The organism is Sphaerisporangium flaviroseum, from assembly GCF_039537005.1.
GTDB classification, from domain to species: Bacteria; Actinomycetota; Actinomycetes; order Streptosporangiales; family Streptosporangiaceae; genus Sphaerisporangium; species Sphaerisporangium flaviroseum.
Genome location: NZ_BAAAZR010000063.1, coordinates 197,299 through 219,476, shown reverse-complemented (window position 1 = coordinate 219,476; position 22,178 = coordinate 197,299). Strand labels below are relative to the sequence as shown.

Sequence of the window (22,178 nt, the reverse complement as noted above, 5' to 3'; positions counted from 1 at the left end):
AGCCGTCGTTGACACTCGGCTTCTCGCCGGATCGGCTCAAGCGCGAAGAGTCCCAAGGCAAAGAGCTACCACCAGCAGTATCTGTTCGAACGGCTACTGCGGCCTCGGCGGCACCAACGTCAAGCTAGGTGACCCATCCGAGTGGGCCGCCTGCCAGACGGGCCTGGTCCCAACAGAGGAGTAGCTCCATAGATCCCGCTGTACGGCTCGCGCTCGACTCCTGGGCGTGAGCCGTCCTGCTGCCTGGCCATGATCCGCTGATCGCCGGTCTTGTCGGCTCTGTTCAGACTTCGGTCGGTCGCTATATCTCGTGAGGGCGTAGAGGAGGGCGGCCATGCTGGTGCCGCTCACGAGTTCGCCCTTGCCGATCAGCCGGGGGACGTCGCTTAGCGGTGCCCATTCGAGGCGTTCGGCCTCCCAGCCTTCGGTGGGTGGGCCGATGTAGGTGGCGCTGTCGGCGTGGAAGATGTGGTGGACGGAGTCGAAGATGCCGTTGGTCGGCTGGACTTTCACCAGTGGGCGCATCGGGCCGGGCCGCCAGCCGGTCTCCTCCTCGACTTCGCACGCTGCGGCGCCCGCCGGTTCCTCTCCGTCTTCGATCTTTCCGATGGGGATCTCCCATCCCAGGAGTCGGTGATGAAGCGGTGCCGCTAGATCACTAGACCCGGCGCCGTTCGTCGATGACCACAGCTCCGGCTCTGGGCGCGGTGCGGATCGGCCGGTGGTCCAGATGCCTGCCGCGGACAGCTCGACATCCGTGACCCGGATGTCGAGCCACGGGTCGATGTAGAGAGGCTTTCGGAGTTGACCTGCCAGCGCATGCGGTGCGCGCCGCCCACTGCTGTACAGCAGCGGAAGACAGCAAATGAGCACACGCCACCGGCCCGAATCTGCGGCTTGACCAGGGGGAAGACCGTTCCACCTTTCGACCGGCGCCCGTTGCAAGCAGGCGGTCATGCCCGCCGCTTCGTTTTCGAATCTGGCAGTGCGGGACATGCGCGGGGTGATGTTGCAACTAGTGCAAGCTGCGTCATGCATTCCGCAGTTCACGCCGCACTCAATGTCTCCCGCTGAGGCCGGCTCCTGCGGCCTCCTGCCGCCCAGGTCGAATGAGGACACACAACATTCGGCACCCGCACGCTCATGCAGTCTCAAAGCCTCGGAGAACCCCTCGGCCCTGCCCCCTGGACAGCCAACAGACCACAAAAAGGGCCTTTATTCAAGATCTTATTTTGTGTTGATCTCGTTGATAATCTGCTTTGGAACATCCGTTCGAGTGGCCACGCCCTGGCGTGGCCACTCTGCTGTACGCAGAGGAGTGGTACATGACGCCGAGGGTGCGAAGTGGGGAACCTGCACCGCTCTTACCCGGTCCCAGGCATCGGAGGAGGCGGTTGGTGAGGGCCGCTGCCGCTGCCCTGACTGCGACGATGGTCGTGAGTTTGGCCGCAGGTCCGTCCTGGGCTGAACAGGCAACCGAACCGGCACCTACGCCTGCACTGAGTCCGGCGCCTTCGAAGCCGCAGGGTGGCGAACCTGTGGTGGACGAGAAGGTGGTGGCGGCCAAGGCGAAAGCCGCCAAGACCGGCGAACGGGTGGCCATACCCTCGCATTACACCGAAACCATGAAGGTGTGGGCCAACACCGACGGCAAGACGCTGCACGCCGAGCTGAACACCGAACCGGTGCAACTCAAAGTGTCCGGCGAGGACGGCAAGAAGTCTTGGCAGCCGGTCGACACGTCGATCGTGGCCAAGGCTGATGGCACGCTGACGGCCAAGCTCGTGAAGACCCCACTGACCTTCGGCGGCGAGGGTGACACAACCCTGGTCACCGCCAAGGACAAGGACGGAACCGTCGCCATCGGCTGGGGCCGCAAGCTCCCCGAGCCGACCGTGGAAGACAACAAGATCACTTACCGGGATACGGTGGCCAAGGGCGCCGACCTGGTGCTCACCGCCCTTCCGAACGGGTTCGCCCAAGACGTGGTGCTGCGTACCCGTCCGCAGAGCCCGATCAAGATCAGCCTGCCCGTCACCCTGCCCAAGGGCAAAGCGTACGGCAGGGCTCGCGACGGCAAGCCACAGCTGATGTCAACCCAGGGCGCGGCGGAGACCAAGCCGCTGACGGCGCAGGCCGTCGACGCCAGGGCCATCGAGTCGCCCGACCAGGGCAGGATCGGCAAGGTGGACACCTCGGTGACCACCGACGCCTCCGGCAACACCTCGCTGGTGCTGGCCCCTGACGCGGCCTTCTTGGCGGATCCGTCGGTGACCTACCCGGTGATCGTGCCGATGAGCGGTGAATGGATCGGCGCGGGGGACTCCTCCGACACCTTCGTCTCCAGCGTGCAGTACCCCAACTCGGGGACCCTGTTCACATGGCTGCGGGCAGGAAAGTCGGCCGACGGAGAGCTGTGGCGCACCTACCTGCGATACGTGATCAACGGCACCCACCTGGACTACGCCACCATCCACGACGCCGACCTGCGGTTGTGGAACTACCACGCCAACGGGTGCGGCGCCACCGTGGGTGTGGGAATCGTCGCGCGCCGGCTCACCTCAGCCTATGACTACTCCACCTTGACATGGGCCAATCAGCCCTCCAGCACCGGCACCAACGCGGTGGTCAACACCGGCGGCTACAGCGCCACGCTGGCGGGCTGCTCGGGCAGCGGTGAGCTGTACTACTCGATCCAGGACATCGTGCAGCAGTGGGCTGACGGGACGGCGGACCACGGGCTGATGATCCGGGCCGCCACCGAGGGTGCGGCCGGCGCCAACTGGCGCCAATACCGCTCCGACCAGTACGCCGGCGCGGACGGACGCGGCCCGGTGCTGTTCATCGACTACACGCCCGCGGATCGCGTCAGGGTGGTGTTCAACACCGGCGGAGATCTCACGTCCTTCCCCACCTACGACGAGGCGACGGCGATGGAGGAGGTTCTGCTCGCCACCCCCGACAACAGTGTCCTCAGCACCGAACAACTGAGAGCGATCGAAAGCCAGCGTTACGCGGAATCCGACACCACCATCCCCAACCTGCTGCCCTTGGAGGGGGAGAGTGACGAGCCCCCTGGCAACCCGGACGTCGGTGACTCCACCCCGCCGTCCGTCATCGGGACGACGCCGGCTGACGGCGCGGGCGACGTACCGACCGACACCAGCGTCACCGTCACCTTCAGCGAGGACGTAACCGGTGCGAGCCTCGTCCTGAAGGACCCCGATGGCGGCGTCGTGACCGCTACTCCCGGCGAAGCAGGGGAGTACGGCAGCGCCACCCGCACCTTCACACCCGGTCAGCCGCTGAGGTCCAGCACTGTTTACACCGCGACCGTCAGCGGCGCGAGCGACCTGTGGGACAACGTCATGTCCCCGCATTCCTGGTCCTTCACCACAACGGGACCCGACACGACCCCGCCGACGGTGAGCGAGACCGATCCGGCCAAGGACGCCGCCGATGTGCCGGTGGACACGCCTGTGCGGGTGACCTTCAACGAGGCGGTGTCCGAAGCGGAGATCACTCTTAAGGACGCCCAGGGTGTCGCGATCGCCGGTGCCGCGACGATGGACAGCGCCAACAGGGTGCTGACCTTCACTCCGCAGCAGGCGCTGGCGCACAGCGCGACGTACACCGCCGAAGCCGGCAAAGCCAAGGACGCCGCGGGCAACGTCATGGCCGCACCGCACGTCTGGTCCTTCACGACGAGACGGGCACCATCGGTTCCGAAGACGATCTCGCTGCCGGCCCGGACCGACCTCTGGCTCGATGACCAGGGGACGATCGGTCTTGATGACCCCACCGTGTGGGCGGGTGCATACGGCAGCAGCGCTCCGAGGATCATCGAGCGGACCTACCTGAGATTCGACACCTCGACGCTGGCGGGCAAAACTATCACCGACGCCAAACTTGAGCTGTGGAACGCGGCCTCCTACGGTTGTGGCGGTGTCAACTCAGGTATCAAGGCGCAGCAGGTCACCACGGCCTGGAACGCCCAGACCCTGCGTTGGGGCAATCAGCCGTCGACCACCAGCACCGGCGAGGTCGTCGCCAAGGACCCAGGCGGATGCACCAGCGGCTCGCCGCCGAGCGATGCCACGTGGACCTGGCCAGTCACCGACATCGTGCGAGGCTGGGCATCGAGCCAGAACCATGGCTTGATGCTGCGAGGCGTGAACGAATCCGCCAACGCCCCCCAGTACGACCGTGGCTTCCACGCATCGGAAACCGAGGAGACGGAGGGTCATCCGCCGACGTTGAAGGTGACGTACACCGACGACGGCACTTCCGGCCCGACCCCCACGACGACTCCACCCGCTCCGGACACGACACCGCCGACGATCCTCAGCGTGGAACCTGCCGACGGAGCCGAGAACGTGCCCGCCGACGCCAAGGTGAAGATCACCTTCAGCGAGCCGGTGACCAACGTGAACTTCGTCCTGACCGACATCTTCGCCGAGGAGGTTCCCGGCAGCGTTACGATGAGCGCCGGCGGCACAGTACTGACGTTCACGCCGGACGCGCCGTTGGACTTCTACTACTGGGCTGAGATCACCGAGGCCGTGGACGCCGCGGGCAACGCGATCAAAGAGCCCTACTGGTGGACGTTCCTGGCCGGCTCGGCGGAAGCGCGGCAGCAGCAACTGCGTGCGCCGGCCAAGACCCAGTTGTCCATCGACAAGCTGTGGACCCGCTCCCTGAAGGCAGAGGACGGCGCCACCGTCGTACCGACCACGACTCCTGAGCTCATGGCCAAGGTGTCCGGCCGGTTGACGCGGCACTCCACCATCGAAGTCGAAGTCGAGCACGATCCGGGCGCACCCTCGCAGGGCGAGGGCGAAATCTGGTCCGGAACCGCAAAGGTTTCCGCTGGGTCCGTGGGAATCACTAACGTGCCCGACGGGAAGCTGAAGGACGGATGGCAGGTGCGCTGGCGTGCCCGTGCCACCTCGGCCGCCGCGGTGTCGCCGTGGACGGACTGGCAGACGGTCAGGATCGATCTAGGCGACGATGGCCAGGCGGGCAGCTCGGGGAAGGCGAAAGCCACCGCCGTCCAGAACGCCGACTTCAACTATGAGCACATGTCCCTCGAAACGTGCTCGGCCGGGCGCCGGAGTTCGCCGCAGCCGAACGCCAGCTTCGGCTGGCAGAAGTCCAGCCGATACAACGCCTGCTGGAGCAAGCTCATCGGCGTCGGCGACTACATCAAGAAGGGAGAGTACGTCCGGCCTGTGGTGGAGGACGGGTATTTGGTGGAGGCCACGACCGTCTACCACACTTACTTGGGGAATGCCGACGGCAGGGGCGTGGTCGGCGGGACCGGCGTGACGCCGCAGACGATCTCGCTGTGGACCCGCCTGGGCAACATCGTGGCCTACCTCGACAGCAAAGAGATCCCGGCCGACAAGCTCGACGAGTACCGGATCGGCCTGGTGATCAGCTCGAAGGGCGAAAGCGGCTCCAGTTGCAACCTCACCCCCGCCGTCCTCAGCGAGATGAAGGCCAAGGGCTGGCAGGAGTACGCGGACGGCGTCTACACGTACCGTGACAGCATCGCAAAGTTCAAGGCCAGCGGTGACACCGTCTTCCGCTTCTTCTCCAATACCGACAGCGATTTGCTCAGCACCTGTACGCTCCGTCCCCGGCTGTACAACACCTTGGACGAGTGGGACGATGACGGCGAGGTCGACGAAACCTGGGACAAGCAGGCGATCCCGCTGTGGAACACCGGCTGTTTCGACGATATGGGCCTGGACGCAGGCAAGATCATCGGAACCACGCGCGTCTGCAGTGGCCCCAGCCACGCCTACGCCCCGACCGTCCGCTGTGACGAACGCACACTCGGCCGAGAGGATGAGGACCCCCCGACCACTCTGAGGGCGGCGGCGGACAGTACCTATGGCGTGCACACCGGTGCCTGCATATTCACCATCACCCCCGTCTTCACGATGTCGAAAAGCGCGGCGACGGCGGCCGGAAAACCGATGGATGCGGTCATCGACCATATCGCCGAAGCCCTGAAGACACCGGACAACAAGAACACTTGGCCCTACAAGCTGGTGAACAACGTCCGCCAGGTCAAGAACATCCCGGGCAACGCCGACGTCCCAGGGTCGAATCCGCTGACCCGGCTCCTGGGCAAGGCGAACGCTGATGAGAATCGGAAGAAGTTCAACTGGGAAAGGCGGGTGGACGGCCATCTGACGAAGGGCGAATGCGACCTGTACTACTGGGCGCTGAACCCTGCGCTGAAAGGGGTTCAACACTACACCCAGGCCGGCCTGCAATGTGATGAGTTCCCCTTCGCCAGCACGTACCAAGGAAAAGCGGGAAACGATTATTCGGTCAAGCCCATCAATGGCGTGCAGAACAGGAACCACGGATGGACCTGGCTCAGAACCTTTTACTCGAGGACTAGGCTCGCCGACGCGGACCCGTTCTACGTGAGAACCAGGAGCTGAACCTGAACTCGGCCCTCCGCCCATTCGGCGGAGGGCCGAGGCGGATCGGCGGCCAGGTCTGATATGGGATGATCGTCCCGTCCGTGAAATGCCGATCCCAGGGAGCGTCGTGACCGATCCTCAGCTGGCAGGGTGGGCTGGTGTCGACGGGCCTGGATGGGCTGATCTAGCGGCAATCCGCGCCAGGCTGGAAGCGGGTGCCGATCCCGACTCGGGCGTCTATGCCTTCGGCGGTTACGAGGGAAGGCCACTGCACTTCGCGGCCGAATGGGGAACGCCTGAGACGATAACCGAACTGGCCCGTCGCGTCGCCGACGTCGATGCCGAATTCGACGACCGAACCGCCCTGTGGACGGCCGTGTTCGCCCACCGCCCGGACAACGCCCGTGCCCTGGTCGCCGCCGGAGCGGATCCATGGCGCCCCATGATGGCCGGATGGTCCCCTGGGCGGCTCGCCCTCGCCGGTCCGACGCCCGACCTGTTCCCGATCCCCGCCGGGCACCCCGGCCTGACCCCCGACGAGGCCGCGACGGCCGCGGAGGCACGACGGCTGATCGCCGCGCTGGAGAACATCGACGACTACATGGGGGTGGCGTGCGTGGCGGATCTCACCGCGGCTGAGGCCGCGCGGCGCCTGCAAGCCCGGCCGGTGGACGACACCGCCATGAAGGCAGTCCTGGCCGACCCCTGGACCGACTCCGACGCCCATCTGGGAATCGTCGGAATCACCGACGTCCCCGGCGGATGCGTCGTCACCCAACCCTGGGGATACGTCCCGTCCACCCCCGAAGTGACCTTGCCGCTGTCCAAGGGAACCGTCTGCTACAGCCTGTTCGCCAACCCCCAGAGCGGCGACCAAGGGCTTGTGAGCCGCGACGGAGTGATCGAGGACTCCGATACGAATCCCGGCGGCGGCGACGCCGGCGGACACCTAACGGCCGACGAGATCCTCGCGGAATACCTTTACCAAGGCCAGGCCGTGGCATATCTGTGCGCCATGGCGGGGCTGCGACTGCCTGACGCTCGGGCCGTCGTTGGCCCGCCAGACCTGTGGTTGCGGCTGCCGGAACGAGACCGCTGACGCCGGGTGATCAAAATCGTGGCGATCCCATGAGCGCTGCAGGCGCTGGCTGGACGGCTACACCACGACTTCCGGTGTCGCTACGCGGCAGCGATCGAGGCCGAGGACAAGGTCACGCTTAACACCCTCGACCTCTTCCGCTGCCGGTCAGTGGCGCGGTTCGAAGCGGGCGTAACCGTTCTTATGTTGCCGGTTCTGGAGCGCCTGGCGCATGCCTTGAACGCGGATGTCGAGGTCCGGCTGACGCCCCGGGCTCCCGCTGCCTGACTGGGGTTCCCAGCGACACTCGGAAGCCCACTATTACGTGCCGAGAGCTTCGGGGGCTACTGTGGCATCGGCGGCACCGGCGTCTCCTGCCCGATCGGCGAGGCCTGATCCATCGAACTACGGGCTGCACCCGATCTGAGGTGCGGCCCGAAGTGATGCGTGCGGCTCCGCCGGAAACGGCCCTCGCTCCGCTCGGACGGCCTCATTGGGGCTCCCGCCCCAAACCCCAAGGCAGGGGCTCCGCCCCCACACCCCCCACCGGCATTGGATCTAGCCCTGGTGCCTCGCGGCGCGGCGGGCGACGGTGCTGTCGTAGTCGGGGATGCGCGAGGACACGGGGTCGCCGGTGAAGTCGCCGACCCAGCCGTCGTCGTCGTGGAAGAAGCGGATCGCGGTGAAGTCCGGCCGGGTGCCCATGTCGAACCAGTGCGTGGTGTTCTTGGGCACGCTGAGCAGGTCACCGGGCTCGCAGAGCACGGCGTACACCTTGCCCGAGACGTGAAGGTAGAAGATGCCCGATCCGCCGACGAAGAAGCGGACCTCGTCGTCGTCGTGCGTGTGCTCGTTCAGGAACTTCTCCCGGGCGCCGCGGGCCTTCTCGGCCCACTCGGGGGTGCCGTCGGGGTGGAGCTGGGCGACGTCGACGAAGGTGTACCCCTCCTCGGCGACGACGCGCGCCACCTCCTCGCGGTAGGCGGCGAGGATCTCCTCCTGCGAGCCGCCCGAGGTCAGGGCCTCGATGACCTCCCACTGGCGCAGGCGGACGTCGATCTCCTTCAACGTCGCGGTGATGTCCTCGGCGTCCTCGGTCTCGAGCAGCGTCTCCGGGTTCTCCGCGTCGGTGTACACCGTAAGCTGTGTCATGAGCCGATTGTCCGCCTCTTCGACGTGAAACGGCAAATCACGCTTTCTATACATGAAAAGTGGACAATGCCTGATCGTCCGGCATAGCATCCGGGTGTGAGTTCCGGATGCCCCCTCGTATCGCGCCGCCATGTCGATCTCATGCGGGCGATCAGCGCATCCTGTTGACGGCGTGACCCGCCTCATCTGCACGGCCGGCGCGCCCTCGCGACCGGCCGCCGACTGATCGACAGCTCATCCCTCTCGACCTTTCCGCCGTCGAGCGCGCGCGCCTCCGGCTCTCATACGAATGACGTGATCATCTTGCGTTCCACACCCTCCATCCTGGGCCTCGTGACCTTCGCGACCGTGCTCCTCGCGGGCTGCTCGCAAGGATCCCCGGCCCCTGCCGCGTCGAGCGCGGCGCCGGCGACCCCGGCCGCCACCGCTCCGGCCGCCGCGCCCACGCCTTCCGCGTTCGCCAAGGGCGAGGTGCGCATCTCCCTGGTAAGACAGCTGTCCTCCGGTGACTACTTCGAGCAGTGGCTGGCCGGGGCGCAGGCCGAGGCCAAGGCGGTCGGCGTCACCCTGGAGGTGTCCAGCGGGGAGGGCAACAACGACAAGCAGGCGCTCAACCTGCAGCAGGCGATCAACCAGAAGGCCTCCGCCGTCATCGTCGACCACGGCTTCGCCCAGACGATCCAGCCGGCGATCAAGAAGGCCGTCGACGCCGACATCCCCGTGGTCGCCTTCGACGTCGACCCCGGCACAACCGAGGCCGTCACCATCGACCAGGACGACCACCAGATCGCCGAGCAGGCGCTGAGCGCGCTGAAGAAGGACACCGGCAGCACGGCCAAGGTCCTCTACGTGTACGTCGCGGGCTTCGCCCCGCTCGACCGGCGCAACGAGACCTGGACCCAGTTCAAGAAGGACAACCCCGGCATCACGCAGGCCGCGCAGATCGGCGTGGTCAACAGCTCGACCGCCGCCGCGGTCGCCGACCAGGCCAAGGCCGCCCTCCAGGCCAACCCCGACATCACGGCGATCTTCGCGCCCTACGACGAGTTCGCCAAGGGCGCCGCCCTGGCGGTCAAGGAGCTGGGTCTGCAGAGCAAGATCAAGATCTACGGGGCGGACATCTCGACCGCCGACATCGGCGTGATGACCGAGGCGGGCAGCCCGTGGGTCGCCACCGCGGCCACCGACCCCTCCAACGTGGGCCGCATCGCCGTTCGGGCCGCCGCGCTGCTGGTCGCGGGCGAGCAGGTCGACCACGCGCTGAAGGTGCCGCCGGCGCTGGTCACGCAGGAGCGGTTGCGCCAGGGCGGCATCACCAACGTCCAGCAGCTCGTCCAGGCGAACCCGGACCTGTCCACACCCGACGTGGCGCGGGTGCCGTGGGCCGCGCCGTCCGCCGGCTGACGGGGCCGTCGTGATCCAGGCCACCGAACCGGTGGTGTCGGTCTCCGGCGTGTCCAAGCGGTACGGCGCCACGCGGGCGCTGCGCGACGTCTCGCTGGAGCTGCGGGCGGGCGAGATCTTCGGCCTCATCGGCACCAACGGCGCGGGGAAGTCCACGCTGATCAACGTGCTGTCCGGCGTGACCCGGCCGACGTCGGGGGGGATCCGCATGCGCGGGCGCGCCGTGGAGCTGTCGGGGCCCCTGGACGCCCAGGACGCGGGCGTGCAGACGGTGCACCAGAACATCGACGACGGCGTGGTGTTCGGCACCACCGTCGCCGAGAACCTCACGCTGGACTCCCTGGCCCGCCGGGGCGCCGGCTGGTTCACCACGCGGGCGCGTACACGGGAGGCGGCCCGGGGCGTCGCCGAGGCGGCGCGGCTCAGCGTCCCGCTCGACGCCCCCGTCGAGACGCTCCCGGCCAGCGCCCGCCAGCAGATCGTCATCGCCCGGGCGCTGTCCAGGAGCCCGCGCCTGCTCATCCTCGACGAGCCCACCTCCACGCTGTCCGCCACCGAATCCGGCGCCCTGCTCGCGGCCGTACGGCGGATGGCGGTGGGCGGGGTCGCCGTGCTCTTCGTCTCCCACCGGCTCAGCGAGATCCAGGACCTGTGCGACCGGGTCGCCGTGTTGCGCGACGGCACGATCCAGCAGGTCTTCACCACGCCGGTGGACGGCCGGAGCCTGGTGAGGGCCATGCTCGGCGACGAGATCGCCGCGATGGCGCACCGGGCGAGACCGGTGGACGGCGCCGGCCCGATCCTGACCGCCGAGGGGATACGGACGCGGCCCGGTGCCGAGCCGTTCGACCTGCGGGTGTCGCCCGGCGAGGTCCTCGGGGTCACCGGGCTGATCGGATCGGGCAAGACCGAGCTTCTGGAACAGATCTACGGTGAGCGGCCCCTGGTGTCCGGCGCGCTGAGGCTGGCCGGCTCGCCCTACCGTCCCCGTGATCCGCGCGCGGCGATCAAGGCGGGTGTCGGGTTCGTCGCCGAGGAGCGCGCGGCACAGGCCACGCTGCCGGGCTGGTCGGTGCGGGCGCACGTCACGCTTCCCCGGCTGCGCGCGCACAGCCGGTCGGGGCTGCTGTCGCGAACGGCCGAGACCGCCTCGGCCCGGCGCGTCATCGAACGCTTCGGCGTGCGCGGGCCCGGCCCCGACGCCGGTATCGAGGCCCTGTCCGGGGGCAACCAGCAGAAGGTCGTCGTCGGCCGCTGGATGGAGGAGGAGTTCCGCCTGATGCTGCTCGACGAGCCGTTCCGCGGCGTGGACGTGGGCGCGCGGGCCGACATCTCCCGCGTGCTCCGCGAGATCTCCGCTACGACGGGCGTGGTGGTCGCGTCGTCCGATCCCCAGGAGGTGCTGCAGGTGGCCGACCGCGTCCTGGTCCTGTACGAGGGAACCGTGACCGGAGAGCTGCGGACCGGCGAGGTCACGGCCGAACGGCTCGCCGCGCTCATGGCCGGTGAGGGCCGATGACCGCCACGGCCAAGTCCCCGGCCGGGGAGGCGGCGCCGGTGGCGGCGCTCGACCGGGCGGCCTCCATCGGCTACCGGTACGGGCTGCTGGCCGTCCTCGCCGTGATGGTCGTCGTCTTCTCCCTCGCCCGGCCCGCGTTCGGCACGTTCGGCAACGCCCTGATCGTCCTGCAGTCCGTCGCGATCGTCGCGGTGGTCGCGCTCGGCGTGACCGTCTCCATGGCGGCCGGGGGGTTCGACCTGTCGGCAGGGGCCAACGTCGGCTTCGTCGTCATGGTCACCGCCTCGGCGATGGTCCGCTTCAACCTCACCGGCGCCACCGCCATCGTGGCCGGGCTGCTGGCCGGGCTCCTGGTGGCCGGGGTGAACGTGCTGCTCATCGTGGTGGCCAAGGTCCCCGACCTGGTCGCCACGCTCGGCACCATGTTCCTGTTCCAGGGGCTGGCGCTCATCATCACCTCCGGCCAGTCGGTGTCCGCGGGCATGACGGCCGACGGCGTGACCGCCCCGGGCAGGTTCACCAGCGGGTTCGTGTGGCTCGGCGCCGGCACCATCGCGTCGGTTCCCGTGCCCGTCATCGTGATGCTCGTGCTGGCCGCCGCGGCGTACGTGTTCCTCGGCCACACCCGCTGGGGCCGCGCGCTGTACGCCATCGGCGGCAACCCCCGGGCCTCGCGCCTGGCGGGCATCCGCGTCGACCGCTACCGCGCCCTGGCCTACGCGGTGTCCGGTCTGTGCGCCGCGGTCGGCGGCATCCTGCTGTCGGCCAGGCTCGGCCGGGGCGACGTGGGCGCGGGCGACCCCTACCTGCTGCAATCGGTCGCGGCGGCCCTCATCGGGTTCGCCGTGCTGGGCGCCAACCGGCCCAACGCGCTCGGCACCCTGGTCGGCGCGGTGTTCGTCGGCGTCATGATCAGCGGCCTGACCATGCTGAACGCCCCCTACTACACGCAGACCTTCGTGCAGGGCGCGCTGCTGGTGGGCTCGCTCGTCATGAGCTACACGCTGACCCCAGGGAGACGACGATGACCACCGCGACCGGCGCCGGGCGGCCGTACGAGCTGCTGACGGCCGCGACCGTGCCCGCCTACCTCGCCGGACGGCCCGCCCTGGCGAGCCGGCTCGACCCGGCGCTCGTCACCGGGGTGCGGGAGGTGGGGGACGGCAACCTGAACCTGGTCTTCGTCGTCGAGGCCGCGGGCGTGCCGGGCCTGGTGCTCAAGCAGTCACTCCCGTACGTCAGGACGGACCCGAGCTGGCCCATGACGCCCGACCGCAACGGGTTCGAGGCGCGGGCACTCCGCGCCCACGGCGCCGTGGCCGGGGCGTACGTTCCCGCGATCTACGACGAGGACCCCGGGCGGCACGTCATCGCCATCGAGGACCTGTCGGACCACCGGGTGTGGCGCGGCGCGCTCAACGAGGGAGCGCGGCACGAGGGCGCGGCGGCCGACCTCGGCCGGTACGTGGCGCGGGCGGCCTTCGGGACCTCGGTGTTCGGGCTCGACGCGCTGGAGCAGAAGGCCGCGCTCGCGTCCTCGGTGAACGCCCAGCTCTGCCGGATCACCGAGGACCTGGTCTTCACCGAGCCCTACATCCGGCACGAGCACAACCGGGTGCCGGCGGCGAACGAGCCCGACGTGGCCGCCTACGCCGGCGATCCGGACGTGCTCGCCGCGGTCGGCGCCGCCAAGCTGACGTTCATGACCCACGCCGAGGCGCTCATCCACGGCGACCTGCACACCGGCTCGGTGCTGGTGCGGGCCGAGGAACCGGGCACGCCACGCTCGACCAGGGCGTTCGACAGCGAATTCGCCTTCTACGGGCCGGTCGGGTTCGACGTGGGCGCGCTGTGGGCCAACTACGCCCTGGCGGCGGCCCGGGCGCTGGCGCTGGGCGACGAGACGCACGCCACCTGGGTGCTCGCGCAGGCGGACGCGACCTGGCGGGCGTTCGACACGCAGTTCAGGGAGCTGTGGCCCGGGCGCGCCGATCCGCGGGTGTCCGGCGACGCGGTGCTCGAGCGGTTCCTGGCCAAGGTGCGCGGGGACGCGGTGGCGGCGGCCGGCGCCAAGGCGGCCCGCCGGATCATCGGCTTCGCCAAGGTCTCCGACATGGAGACCCTGCCCGAGGACCTGCGCGCCGGCGCCGCCCGCGGGGTCCTGACGGCCGCGCGGCTGCTGCTGCTGGAGGGCCCGTCCGCGGTGGCGCGGCCCTCCGGGGTCGCCGCCCTGTTCGACCGCGTGGGCGGCGTGCTCGCGGGCGCGACGGGCCGGTGACATCGGGCGTCCCGCGCCGGGGCCGGCGGCCGGGTAGGGGAGGTCACCGGCCCGGACTTATCGCAAAAATGCGCCGCCAGGCGACGGCGAGTGGCACGAGCGGGCCGCAAGGAGCAGGATGGCTTCCATACGTGTTGAGCTGTTGCCAGACTGATGCACGATTTGCCACTCTCGGTGCCTACCAGGGCCGGAGTACCACGAGACGCCCGATCCGCTACCGCGAGGAGAAGCCCTTGAGCACCACACCGAAATTGGACAACCTCGATCTCGCCGCCACCGCACGGGAGATCGCGGACGGCTCGCCGGCCGGATCTCTCAGCCACGCCGCCGCCACGTCGGTCGCCATCACCTGCGCCACCACCCGTGACCTTCCCGAGGCCCGGGCGGTCCTCGACGGCGTCACCCCGGCCGACGTCCGCGGCGCCGCACTCGACCTGTTCGGCCGCCTCACCGCCACGGCCGGCTAGGGACGCGCCTTCGGCCTGATCAGGCCGTGGCCAGAGCGTAGGCGAGTAGCCATTCCACGCACTCGGTGACGTGGCGGGCGTGTACCAGGTCGGTGCCCCAGGTGTAGAGGCCATGGTTGGCGACGATGACCGCCGGGGTCCGGGGGTCGTAGGCGGCCTCGAACCGGTCGCCCAGCTCGCCCATGTCCTGGCTGTTGGAGATCACCGGGAAGACGACCTCGTCGTCGTGGGCCAGGCGCCCGATGCCCTTGAGGGTCTCGATGTCGCGCAGGTGGACGCCCCCCGGCCAGCGGTGACCCGCCAGGACCGAGTTCAGCGCGTGGACGTGCACGACGGCGTCGGCTCCGGTCACCGCGGCCACGCGGGCGTGCAGCCCCGCCTCGGCGGAGGGCCGGAGCGGTGCCACGCCCTCGACGGTGACCGGCTCGCCCTTGGGGTCCACCACGGCGACGTCGGCGGGGGTGAGCTCACCCTTGTCCAGCCCGCTCGCGGTCACGGCGAGGCGCAGCGGGTCGCGGGTCACGACTTCGGAGAGGTTGCCGGAGGTGCCGCGCATCCAGCCGTAGGAGGCGAACCGGGCCGACTCCGTGGCCAGCCTGCCACCGGCCTCCAGCACTCGGGCCGGGGTGAGCTGGGTCATCAGGACTCCTTGAAGGTCAGTTCGTCGAAGGACGCGACGGTGGGATGGGCGCCGAAGTCGGCGTTCTGGCTGGGCTCGCCCGGCCGTCGCACGCCGGTCGTGCCCCAGCCCGCCTGGGAGGCGGCGTCGAGCTCGGCCGGGACGTCGGACAGGAACAGCAGCCGGTCGCCGGCGCAGCCCAGCGCCCCGGCGATCCGGTGGTAGGAGACGGCCTCGCGCTTGGGACCGGCGTTGACCGTGTCGAAGTACTGCTCGATGAGGATGGCGAGGTCACCGGCGTCGCTGTGGCGGAACCAGGGTTGCTGGCTCTTGACCGACCCGGAGGAGAACACCGCGAGCCGCACCCCGCCGGAGTGCCAGGAGCGCAGCGCGGGCGGGACGTCGGGGAAGAAGTGGGCGATCAGATCGCCCTCGGCGAACCCGGCGGCCCAGATCTGCCCCTGGAGGGACTTCAGCGGCGTGGCCTTGACGTCACCGTCCATCCAGTCGTGCAGCACCTGGACCACCTCGTCGGTGGAGGCGCTCTCCGGCAGCCCGGCCTCCGCGCGCGTCTGGGCGACCGCGTCCTGCACTTCGGGATCGTCGGGATGGGTGTCGATCCACACCGCGAGCCGGGGCCGCGCGTAGTCGTACAGCCCCACGTGCACCGAGCTCGTCGAGCTCGTGGTCCCCTCGATGTCCAGAACGATCCATGCGGGCTTCGTCTCGGCCATGTCCGTCACCTCTCTCCGATCAGCTTGCTCAGGGCGTCCGGTCCGTCGTACCCGGCACGCCGCGTGATCAACTCTCGTGCGAGCCGCACGACACGTGCGGCGGCGGCCGCGCGCCTGGGCTCGGGCAGGGTCTCGAGGTCGGCGGCGTGCGCGTAGCCGATGGCGCGGCGCATGGCCTCGCTCCCGGCGAAGCCGAGGCCGTCCTGCCACACGCCCAGGAGGAACTCCCCGAGGTAGGCGTCGTCGAAGAAGGCGTCCACCCGCGAGGGCCACAGCCGCCGGAACTCGCCGGTGAACCCCTCCCAGCTCTCCGCCACCTGTGCCAGGTGCTCCTCCGCCAGGGCGGCCGAGCCGAGGACGTCGGCGCGTACGGCCGCGATCAGCGCGTTCGCCCAGAACAGCCCGAGGTCGAAGCCCACCGGCCCGACGAAGGAGAACTCCGGGTCGATGACCGCCACCCGCCCGTCCCCGACCATGACGCTGCCCGAATGCAGATCCCCGTGCAGCAGCGCCTCGGCCTTGGTCATGAACAGGTGCTTGAGCCGGGCCGCCTCGCGGCGCACCTCGGGATCGGCGCGCACCTCGCGGGCCAGGGCGTCGATGCCGGGGTCGTGGTGGTTGTGCTCGTGCTCGAGGTAGGGCTCGCTGAGGACGACGTCCTCGGTCAGCTCGCACAGCTCCGGGTTGACCGAGTCGGCGATCAGCTTCTTGCGGCCGGCGGAGCCCATGCCGAAGTCGGAGGTCGCGAAGGCCAGGCGGGCGACGAAGACGCCGATGTGCCGGCCGGTGTCACCGGGGGAGCGGCCCTCGATGGAGGCGGTGCGCAGGACGTCGAGCCGGCCGAGATCCTCCATCACCAGGGTGAAGGCCGCCGGGTCGTACCCGTGGTAGGCGGGGACGAACTCGGGCGCGACCCTGGCCAGATGCTCGTAGGCGCGGGCCTCGGCCGCCGCGCGGTACGGCGTCAGCGGCCAGGACTCCCCGTGGACCCGGACCCAGGGCAGCGCCTGCTTGACCGCGAGGCCGGGCACGCCGGGATCGCGGCGGACCAGGAAGATCCGGTTCAGGTTGCCGTCGCTGACCTCGCGTACCGACAGCGGCGCCCCGGCGGGGCCGCCGAGCAGGTGCAGCAGCCCGCGCGACTCCAGGTACGCGGGAACGTCCTCGGGTGACAGCAGCGGATAGGCCGGGTAGCCGCCCGACCGGCCCTGCGGCCCTTCCGGCCCGGAAGGCGCGCCGGGCCCGCCGGAGAGGTCGCGGCTCATGACCGGGTCAGGGTCGCGACGAAGTCGTTGACGAAGCGGGCCGAGTCGACCTCGGTGATCACTCGCGTGTCCGGCGCCGGCTCGTACGGGAAGGACGGCGGCAGCCCTTCGACGGTCCGCATCAGCCGGGCCCGCCACAGGAAGCCGTCGCCGACGACGTTGACCGGCCCGAGCGCGGCGCCGGTGGCGAAGCCCGGGTCGAGCAGGATGCCCGCGGCCAGCGGGTCGTGCAGCGGGATGATCCTGCGGCCCCATTCCTTCTGGTAGAAGTCCAGGTAGGAATCGAGGATCTCGGTGGCGAACCGTGCGATCGGGGTGCCGGTCGCGCGCAGGGCCGCGATGGCGGGTTCCGACAGGATCGTCACGGCGGTGACGTTCACCCCCACCATGACCAGCTCGTTGCGCGGCGCGGAGAACACCGCCCGGGCCGCAACCGGGTCGTTGTTCACGTTGGCGTCGATCATGAGCAGCCTGCCGGGATGGGCGTAGGGCCCGGAGCCGCCCATCAGCACGACCGAACGATACTTTGTAAAGAGCGCCGGATCGAGCCGCAGCGCCAGACCCAGGTTGGTCAGCGGCCCCAGCGCCAGCAGATCGAGCTCGCCCGGTTGCTCGTTCGCCAGCCGCACGAGCAGTTCGGCGGCCGTCTCGCCGACCACGGCGGGCATGGGACGGTCGTACCCGCGATCACCCAGGCCGTCCTTGCCGTGCACGTGGCGGGCGATGTGCGCGGTGCCGGACAGCGGCTCGGCCGCACCGCGCGCCACGGGCACCGAGAGCCCGAGCAGCCGGTTGACGTACCCGATGTTGCGGACCGCGTCCTCCTCCACGCAGTTCCCGAACACCGAGGTGATGGCGACGATCTCCGCGTCCGGGCGTCCGGCCAGGTAGAGGAGTGTGTGGGCGTCGTCGATCCCGGTGTCGGTGTCGACGACGACGCGGCGGGTGGTGCTCATCGTGCGGGGTTCTCCTCGTGGTGGAAGCCGGTGCCGGTCGTGGCGGTGGAGGTGAAGTGATCGGCCACGCGGGCGGGCTCGAAGGCGCCGTGCCGGGTCACGATGCGGGTCACCAGATGGGGCGGGGTGGCGTCGAACGCCGGGTAGTAGCCTCGCGTGCCCTCGGCCGCGGTGCGCGTGCCGAGCACATGCAGGACCTCCTCGCCGTCGCGGTGCTCGATCTCGACGTCCTCGATACCGGGCGAGAGCGGGTCGGGGGCGTGGGAGAGCACGTAGAACGGCACGCCGAACGCTCGCGCGGCCAGCGCGACCGCGAGCGTGCCCACCTTGTTGACCACATGGCCGTCCATGGTGACGCGGTCGGAGGCGACCATCGCCACGTCCGCCAGCCCGTCCGCCAGCGCGGCCGGCACCATGCCGTCGGTGATCACGGTGGGCCGGTAACCCATCTCCACCAGCGTCGCGGCGGTGAGCCTGGCCCCCTGCAGGTAGGGCCGGGTCTCGGTGCACACGAATTCGAGCCGCTTGCCCATCTCCTCGGCGGCCTGGACGGCCCCGATGAGGTAGGCGTCGCCCCAGCAGTGGGTGAGCACGCGCGCGTCGTCCGGCAGCAGCTCCGCGGCGTACCGGCCGAGGGCCCGGCTTCCCGCCCGGTAGCCCTCGTCGTGCTCGGCGGCCGCCTTCTCCACGGCCGCCACCAGGTCGTCCCCGGAGGCGCCGGCGAGCGGGCCGTCGACGGTGGCCGCAAGGATCGCGTGCACGGCGTCGCGGATGTGGTTGTTGGTCGGCCGGGTGGCGATCAGCCTGTGGCCGGCGGCCCGCAGGCGGTCGGCGGCGGCTCCCGGCCCGGCGCCTCTCGCCTCGCGGGAGGCGAGGATCATGCCGGCGGTCGTGGCGAACAGCGGCCCGGAACTCTGCGTGACCATCCGCTCGATGGCGACCGCGACGTCCTCCATCGTGGCGCAGTGCACCCACCGGCGCTCGAACGGATAGACGCGGCGGTCGAGGATCTCCACCCCGTCCGCGGTCGTCCGCACCGAGTCCGCCAGTGCCGGCACGTTCCTGTCGCCGCTCATCGGGCCGCTCCTTCCGCGTGGACTGTGTCGGATTCCAGGCCGCCGGGCCTGGCCCGCCGGCGGCGCCGCCGTAGCTGGACGAGGACCAGCGCGATCAGCGTGATGACGTACGGAGCGGCGTCGGCGGCCTGCTGCGGCAGCCCGGCGCCCTGCAGCCGGAAGCCGTAGGCCTCGGCGACGCCGAACAGCAGGCACGCGGCGACGACCCCGTACACCCGGTTCCGCCCGAGCATCACGGCGACGACGGCGACCCATCCGCGCCCGGCGCTCATCCCCTCACTGAACAGGGTCACGTTGCCGAGGGCCAACTGGGCCCCGGCCAGCCCGCAGAGCGCCCCGGCGCCCAGCACGGCCGCGTGCCGGTAGGCGCCGACCTTGAGCCCGAGCGACTCGGCCGCCTCCTGGTGCTGCCCGATGCCGTTCAGGCGCAGCCCGGACCGCGTCCGGCTGAGCCACCACGCCACCGCCACGACCAGGACCAGCGTGAGCGGCACCAGCGGCGACTGCGGCCCGAGAATCGGCCCGGCGAGGGGGACCTCGCCGAGGCCGAGGCCGGCGAGGGTGGGAAGGCCGCGCAGGTCGGGTGAGGAGTAGGTCCCGCCGGAGCCGAAGACCAGCCGCATCAGGAACGCGGTGAGCCCCAGCGCGAGCAGGTTCGTGCCGACGGCGATCACCACCGGATCGGCCCGCGCGCTCACCGCCGAGAACGACAGGATCGCCGCGTACAGCACGGTGCAGGTCACCGCGCCGAGCACCCCGAGCCACACGTCGCCCGTCAGGTGGCTGAAGACCACGGCGGTGAAGGCTCCCCAGAGCATCTGGCCCTCCAGGGCCATGTTGAACACGCCGGAGACCGAGCACAGCATCCCGCCGAGGGCGGCGAGGACGACGGGCGTCGTGGCGGTGAGCACGGCCGCGACGAAGGTCACCTCGAAGATGTTCACGCCTTCACCTCGGTCCCGGTCTCGGTTCCCGCAACAGCGTGCGGGTCCGCCGTCTTCCGGCCCGCGAGCGCGCGGCCGCCGGGCAGGCGCCACCGGCCGCCGGGCCGGTGACGCAGCGTCGCCATCACCGCCACGATCACGATGATCAGCCCTTGGATGACCTGGGTGAGCTGGCTCGGCACTCCGGCGTCACGTTCCATGCCCTGGCCTCCCACCTGCAGGATCGTCATGAGCGCGACCGTTAACGGCACCCCCGCGGGGCGTCCGGCCGCCAGCAGCACCGCCGCCACGCCGGTGAAGGTGTAGCCGGGGGAGGTGAGAGCGCCGTCGACGAACCGGAACGGCGGGCTCAGCACGATGAGGCCGCCGACCAGCCCGGCGAACGCGCCGCCACCGGCGAGGGTCCCGATCGCCAGCCGGTCGACGTGGACCCCGCCGTACCGGGCGAACTCGCGGTTGGCCCCGGTCGCCCGCCCCTCGTACCCGAGAACCGTGCCGCCGTCGATGTACAGCCAGGCCACGGTCAGCGCCAGGATGAGCGGCAGGGCGATCGTGACGTACCCGCTGTCGCCGATCGCGGGGAGGTGGGCCGCGCCGGGCAGGATGGGCGTCTGAGCTATCCCGGTGTTCGGCTCGGCGAGCGGGAACCGCACCAGGTACGACGCGAGCGCCACCGCCGGGGTGCTGAGCAGGAGCGTGGTCACGATGGCGGGGATGCCGAGCCGGGTGTGCAGGGGGGCGGACACCCCGGCCACCAGGGCGCCGGTCAGTGCGGCCAGCGCCAGCGGCGCCACGATGGCGACGCCCGGCGGCAGGGGGACGGCCAGGGCGAGCGCCGCGGCCGCCACCGCGCCCAGCGCCATCTGGCCGTCGCCGCCGAGGTTGAACTCGCCGGTGCGGAAGGGGATCGCGAACGCCAGCGCCATGCCCAGCGTCGGGACGAAGGTCCCGATGGTGTACTCCAGGTTGCCGTCGGCGAGGGCGCCTCTGAGCAGCGCGGGGTAGGCCTGCGCAGGGTCGACGCCGACGACGGCCATGACCAGCGTGGTCAGGACCAGTGCCCCGGCGACGGCGAGCGTGGCGGGGGACGTTATGGCGGGCACCAGCACGGAGCGGGCCACGGCCTGCGGCCGGCGGTCGTGCGTCATGGGGCATCTCCGTCCGCCCGGTCGTCCCGCTCGTCCGTCGCCCCGCCGGACGCCGTGCCGCCCTCCGGCGCGGGCGCGGCGGGGGGAGAGCCGGTCATGGCGGCCGTAGAGCCCGTCATGGTGGGCGGAGGATCGGTCACGGTGGGCGGGGAGCCGGTCATGGCGGCGCCGAGGGCCTCCTCGGTGGCGCGCTCACGAGGGAACTCGGCGACCACGCGCCCGGCGTAGACCACCAGGACGCGGTCCGCCAGGGCGCGGAGCTCGCTCAGCTCGCTGGACACCAGCAGCACCGCCTGTCCCCGGTCACGGGCCTCGATGAGCAGGGAGTGGATGTACTCCTGCGCGCCCACGTCGACCCCCTGGGTGGGCTCCTCGACGACGATCACCGGGGTGCGCCGGGACAGCTCGCGGGCCAGCACGGTCTTCTGCGCGTTGCCCCCGGAAAGCGCGGAGATGGGGGTCCGCACGGAGGCGGTCCGTACGGAGAACCGTTCGGTCAGCGCGCGGGCACGCTCCTCGACCACCGCCGGGGCGAGACGTCCGAGCCTGCCGCGCAGGTCCGCGTGCCGCTGGTCGCCCATGATGAGGTTCTCGGCGACGGACATGCTCGCCGCGGTCGCGCGCCCGTGCCGGTCCTCGGGTACGTAGGCGATGCCGAGGTCGCGGCGTCGCCGTACCGTGGCGCCGGCGAGGCCGGTGCCGAGCAGGTGGACGGCGCCCGAGTCCGCCACCCGCAGGCCCGTCACCGCGTCCACCATCTCGCGCTGGCCGCTGCCCGCCACTCCGGCGACGCCCACGATCTCACCCGGCCGGACGCCGAAGGACACCCCGGACAGGCGCGCCACCCCGTCGCCGTCGCGCACGGTCAGATCACGTGCCTCCAGCGCGTATCCCGTCGCCGGTGCGGCGGTGGGCTCGGGGGACGGCGCGGGAGGCGTGGGCCGGGTGCCCTGCTCCGGGGCGGTCCCGGCGGAGGCGGTTCCGGCCGGGACGGTTCCCGTCAAGATCGCCCCGGCCGGGACGGTTTCCGTCGGGACCGTTCCGGCCGGGAGGGTTCCCGTCGGGACCGTTCCGGCCGGGAGGGTTCCCGTCGGG

General features: G+C 70.4%; 17 protein-coding genes. 7 read left to right on the top strand and 10 right to left on the bottom strand.

The features are described 5' to 3' along the window. Positions 1-93 precede the first annotated feature (93 nt). Positions 94-957: an NUDIX hydrolase gene (locus tag ABD810_RS40200; RefSeq protein ID WP_344953552.1), complete on the bottom strand. Its 864-nt coding sequence runs from the start codon at positions 955-957 to the stop codon at positions 94-96. 584 nt (positions 958-1,541) lie between these two features. On the opposite strand from ABD810_RS40200, the gene ABD810_RS40195 reads away from it, so the two are divergent. Together ABD810_RS40195 and ABD810_RS40190 are read left to right on the top strand one after the other, a co-directional pair. Beyond that, complete coding sequence (locus ABD810_RS40195; protein ID WP_344953549.1) at positions 1,542-6,461, top strand: Ig-like domain-containing protein; 4,920 nt, start codon at positions 1,542-1,544, stop codon at positions 6,459-6,461. Between the two features lie 109 nt (positions 6,462-6,570). Beyond that, on the top strand, positions 6,571-7,542 hold the full coding sequence (locus tag ABD810_RS40190; RefSeq protein WP_344953546.1) for an ankyrin repeat domain-containing protein: 972 nt from the start codon (positions 6,571-6,573) through the stop codon (positions 7,540-7,542). A 537-nt stretch (positions 7,543-8,079) separates the two neighbouring features. On the opposite strand, the gene ABD810_RS40185 is transcribed toward ABD810_RS40190, so the two are convergent. Then, on the bottom strand, positions 8,080-8,673 hold the full coding sequence (locus ABD810_RS40185) for a 1,2-dihydroxy-3-keto-5-methylthiopentene dioxygenase (RefSeq protein WP_344953543.1): 594 nt from the start codon (positions 8,671-8,673) through the stop codon (positions 8,080-8,082). A gap of 303 nt (positions 8,674-8,976) precedes the next feature. On the opposite strand from ABD810_RS40185, the gene ABD810_RS40180 reads away from it, so the two are divergent. The 5 genes from ABD810_RS40180 (at position 8,977) to ABD810_RS40160 (ending at position 14,341) form a co-directional block, all read left to right on the top strand. After that, positions 8,977-10,077 carry a substrate-binding domain-containing protein gene (locus ABD810_RS40180; RefSeq protein WP_344953540.1) on the top strand — a complete coding sequence of 367 codons (1,101 nt, stop codon included), beginning with the start codon at positions 8,977-8,979 and terminating at the stop codon, positions 10,075-10,077. A gap of 10 nt (positions 10,078-10,087) precedes the next feature. Further along, positions 10,088-11,596, top strand: a complete 1,509-nt coding sequence (locus tag ABD810_RS40175; protein WP_344953537.1) for a sugar ABC transporter ATP-binding protein — start codon at positions 10,088-10,090, stop codon at positions 11,594-11,596. Continuing rightward, on the top strand, positions 11,593-12,624 hold the full coding sequence (locus ABD810_RS40170; protein WP_344953534.1) for an ABC transporter permease: 1,032 nt from the start codon (positions 11,593-11,595) through the stop codon (positions 12,622-12,624). The genes ABD810_RS40175 and ABD810_RS40170 overlap by 4 nt, the downstream gene beginning before the upstream one ends. Further along, positions 12,621-13,874, top strand: coding sequence for an S-methyl-5-thioribose kinase (gene mtnK, locus ABD810_RS40165; protein ID WP_344953531.1), 1,254 nt, complete (start codon positions 12,621-12,623; stop codon positions 13,872-13,874). Before ABD810_RS40170 ends, mtnK (ABD810_RS40165) begins: the two co-directional genes overlap by 4 nt. A gap of 233 nt (positions 13,875-14,107) precedes the next feature. After that, positions 14,108-14,341, top strand: coding sequence for a hypothetical protein (locus ABD810_RS40160; RefSeq protein ID WP_344953529.1), 234 nt, complete (start codon positions 14,108-14,110; stop codon positions 14,339-14,341). A 19-nt stretch (positions 14,342-14,360) separates the two neighbouring features. On the opposite strand, the gene mtnB is transcribed toward ABD810_RS40160, so the two are convergent. The 8 genes from mtnB to ABD810_RS40120 form a co-directional block, all read right to left on the bottom strand. Next, a complete protein-coding gene (gene mtnB, locus ABD810_RS40155) occupies positions 14,361-14,981 on the bottom strand; it encodes a methylthioribulose 1-phosphate dehydratase (protein ID WP_344953527.1) in 621 nt (206 codons plus the stop codon). After that, positions 14,981-15,694, bottom strand: a complete 714-nt coding sequence (gene mtnC / locus ABD810_RS40150) for an acireductone synthase (RefSeq protein ID WP_344953524.1) — start codon at positions 15,692-15,694, stop codon at positions 14,981-14,983. The genes mtnB and mtnC overlap by 1 nt, the downstream gene beginning before the upstream one ends. Positions 15,695-15,699: 5 nt before the next feature. Next, positions 15,700-16,959: an S-methyl-5-thioribose kinase gene (gene mtnK, locus ABD810_RS40145; protein WP_344953521.1), complete on the bottom strand. Its 1,260-nt coding sequence runs from the start codon at positions 16,957-16,959 to the stop codon at positions 15,700-15,702. After that, positions 16,956-17,915 carry a nucleoside hydrolase gene (locus ABD810_RS40140; protein ID WP_344953519.1) on the bottom strand — a complete coding sequence of 320 codons (960 nt, stop codon included), beginning with the start codon at positions 17,913-17,915 and terminating at the stop codon, positions 16,956-16,958. Before ABD810_RS40140 ends, mtnK (ABD810_RS40145) begins: the two co-directional genes overlap by 4 nt. Continuing rightward, entirely contained in the window at positions 17,912-18,991 is a 1,080-nt protein-coding gene (locus ABD810_RS40135) for a translation initiation factor eIF-2B alpha/beta/delta subunit family protein (protein WP_344953516.1), read from the bottom strand. Before ABD810_RS40135 ends, ABD810_RS40140 begins: the two co-directional genes overlap by 4 nt. Then, positions 18,988-19,935 (bottom strand): ABC transporter permease, encoded by a 948-nt coding sequence (locus ABD810_RS40130; protein WP_344953513.1) that lies wholly within the window; start codon positions 19,933-19,935, stop codon positions 18,988-18,990. The genes ABD810_RS40135 and ABD810_RS40130 overlap by 4 nt, the downstream gene beginning before the upstream one ends. Continuing rightward, a complete protein-coding gene (locus ABD810_RS40125; RefSeq protein WP_344953508.1) occupies positions 19,932-21,083 on the bottom strand; it encodes an ABC transporter permease in 1,152 nt (383 codons plus the stop codon). The genes ABD810_RS40130 and ABD810_RS40125 overlap by 4 nt, the downstream gene beginning before the upstream one ends. Next, a partial coding sequence (locus tag ABD810_RS40120) for an ATP-binding cassette domain-containing protein (protein WP_344953505.1) occupies positions 21,080-22,178 on the bottom strand: 1,099 nt, incomplete at its 5' end. The genes ABD810_RS40125 and ABD810_RS40120, both read right to left, overlap by 4 nt.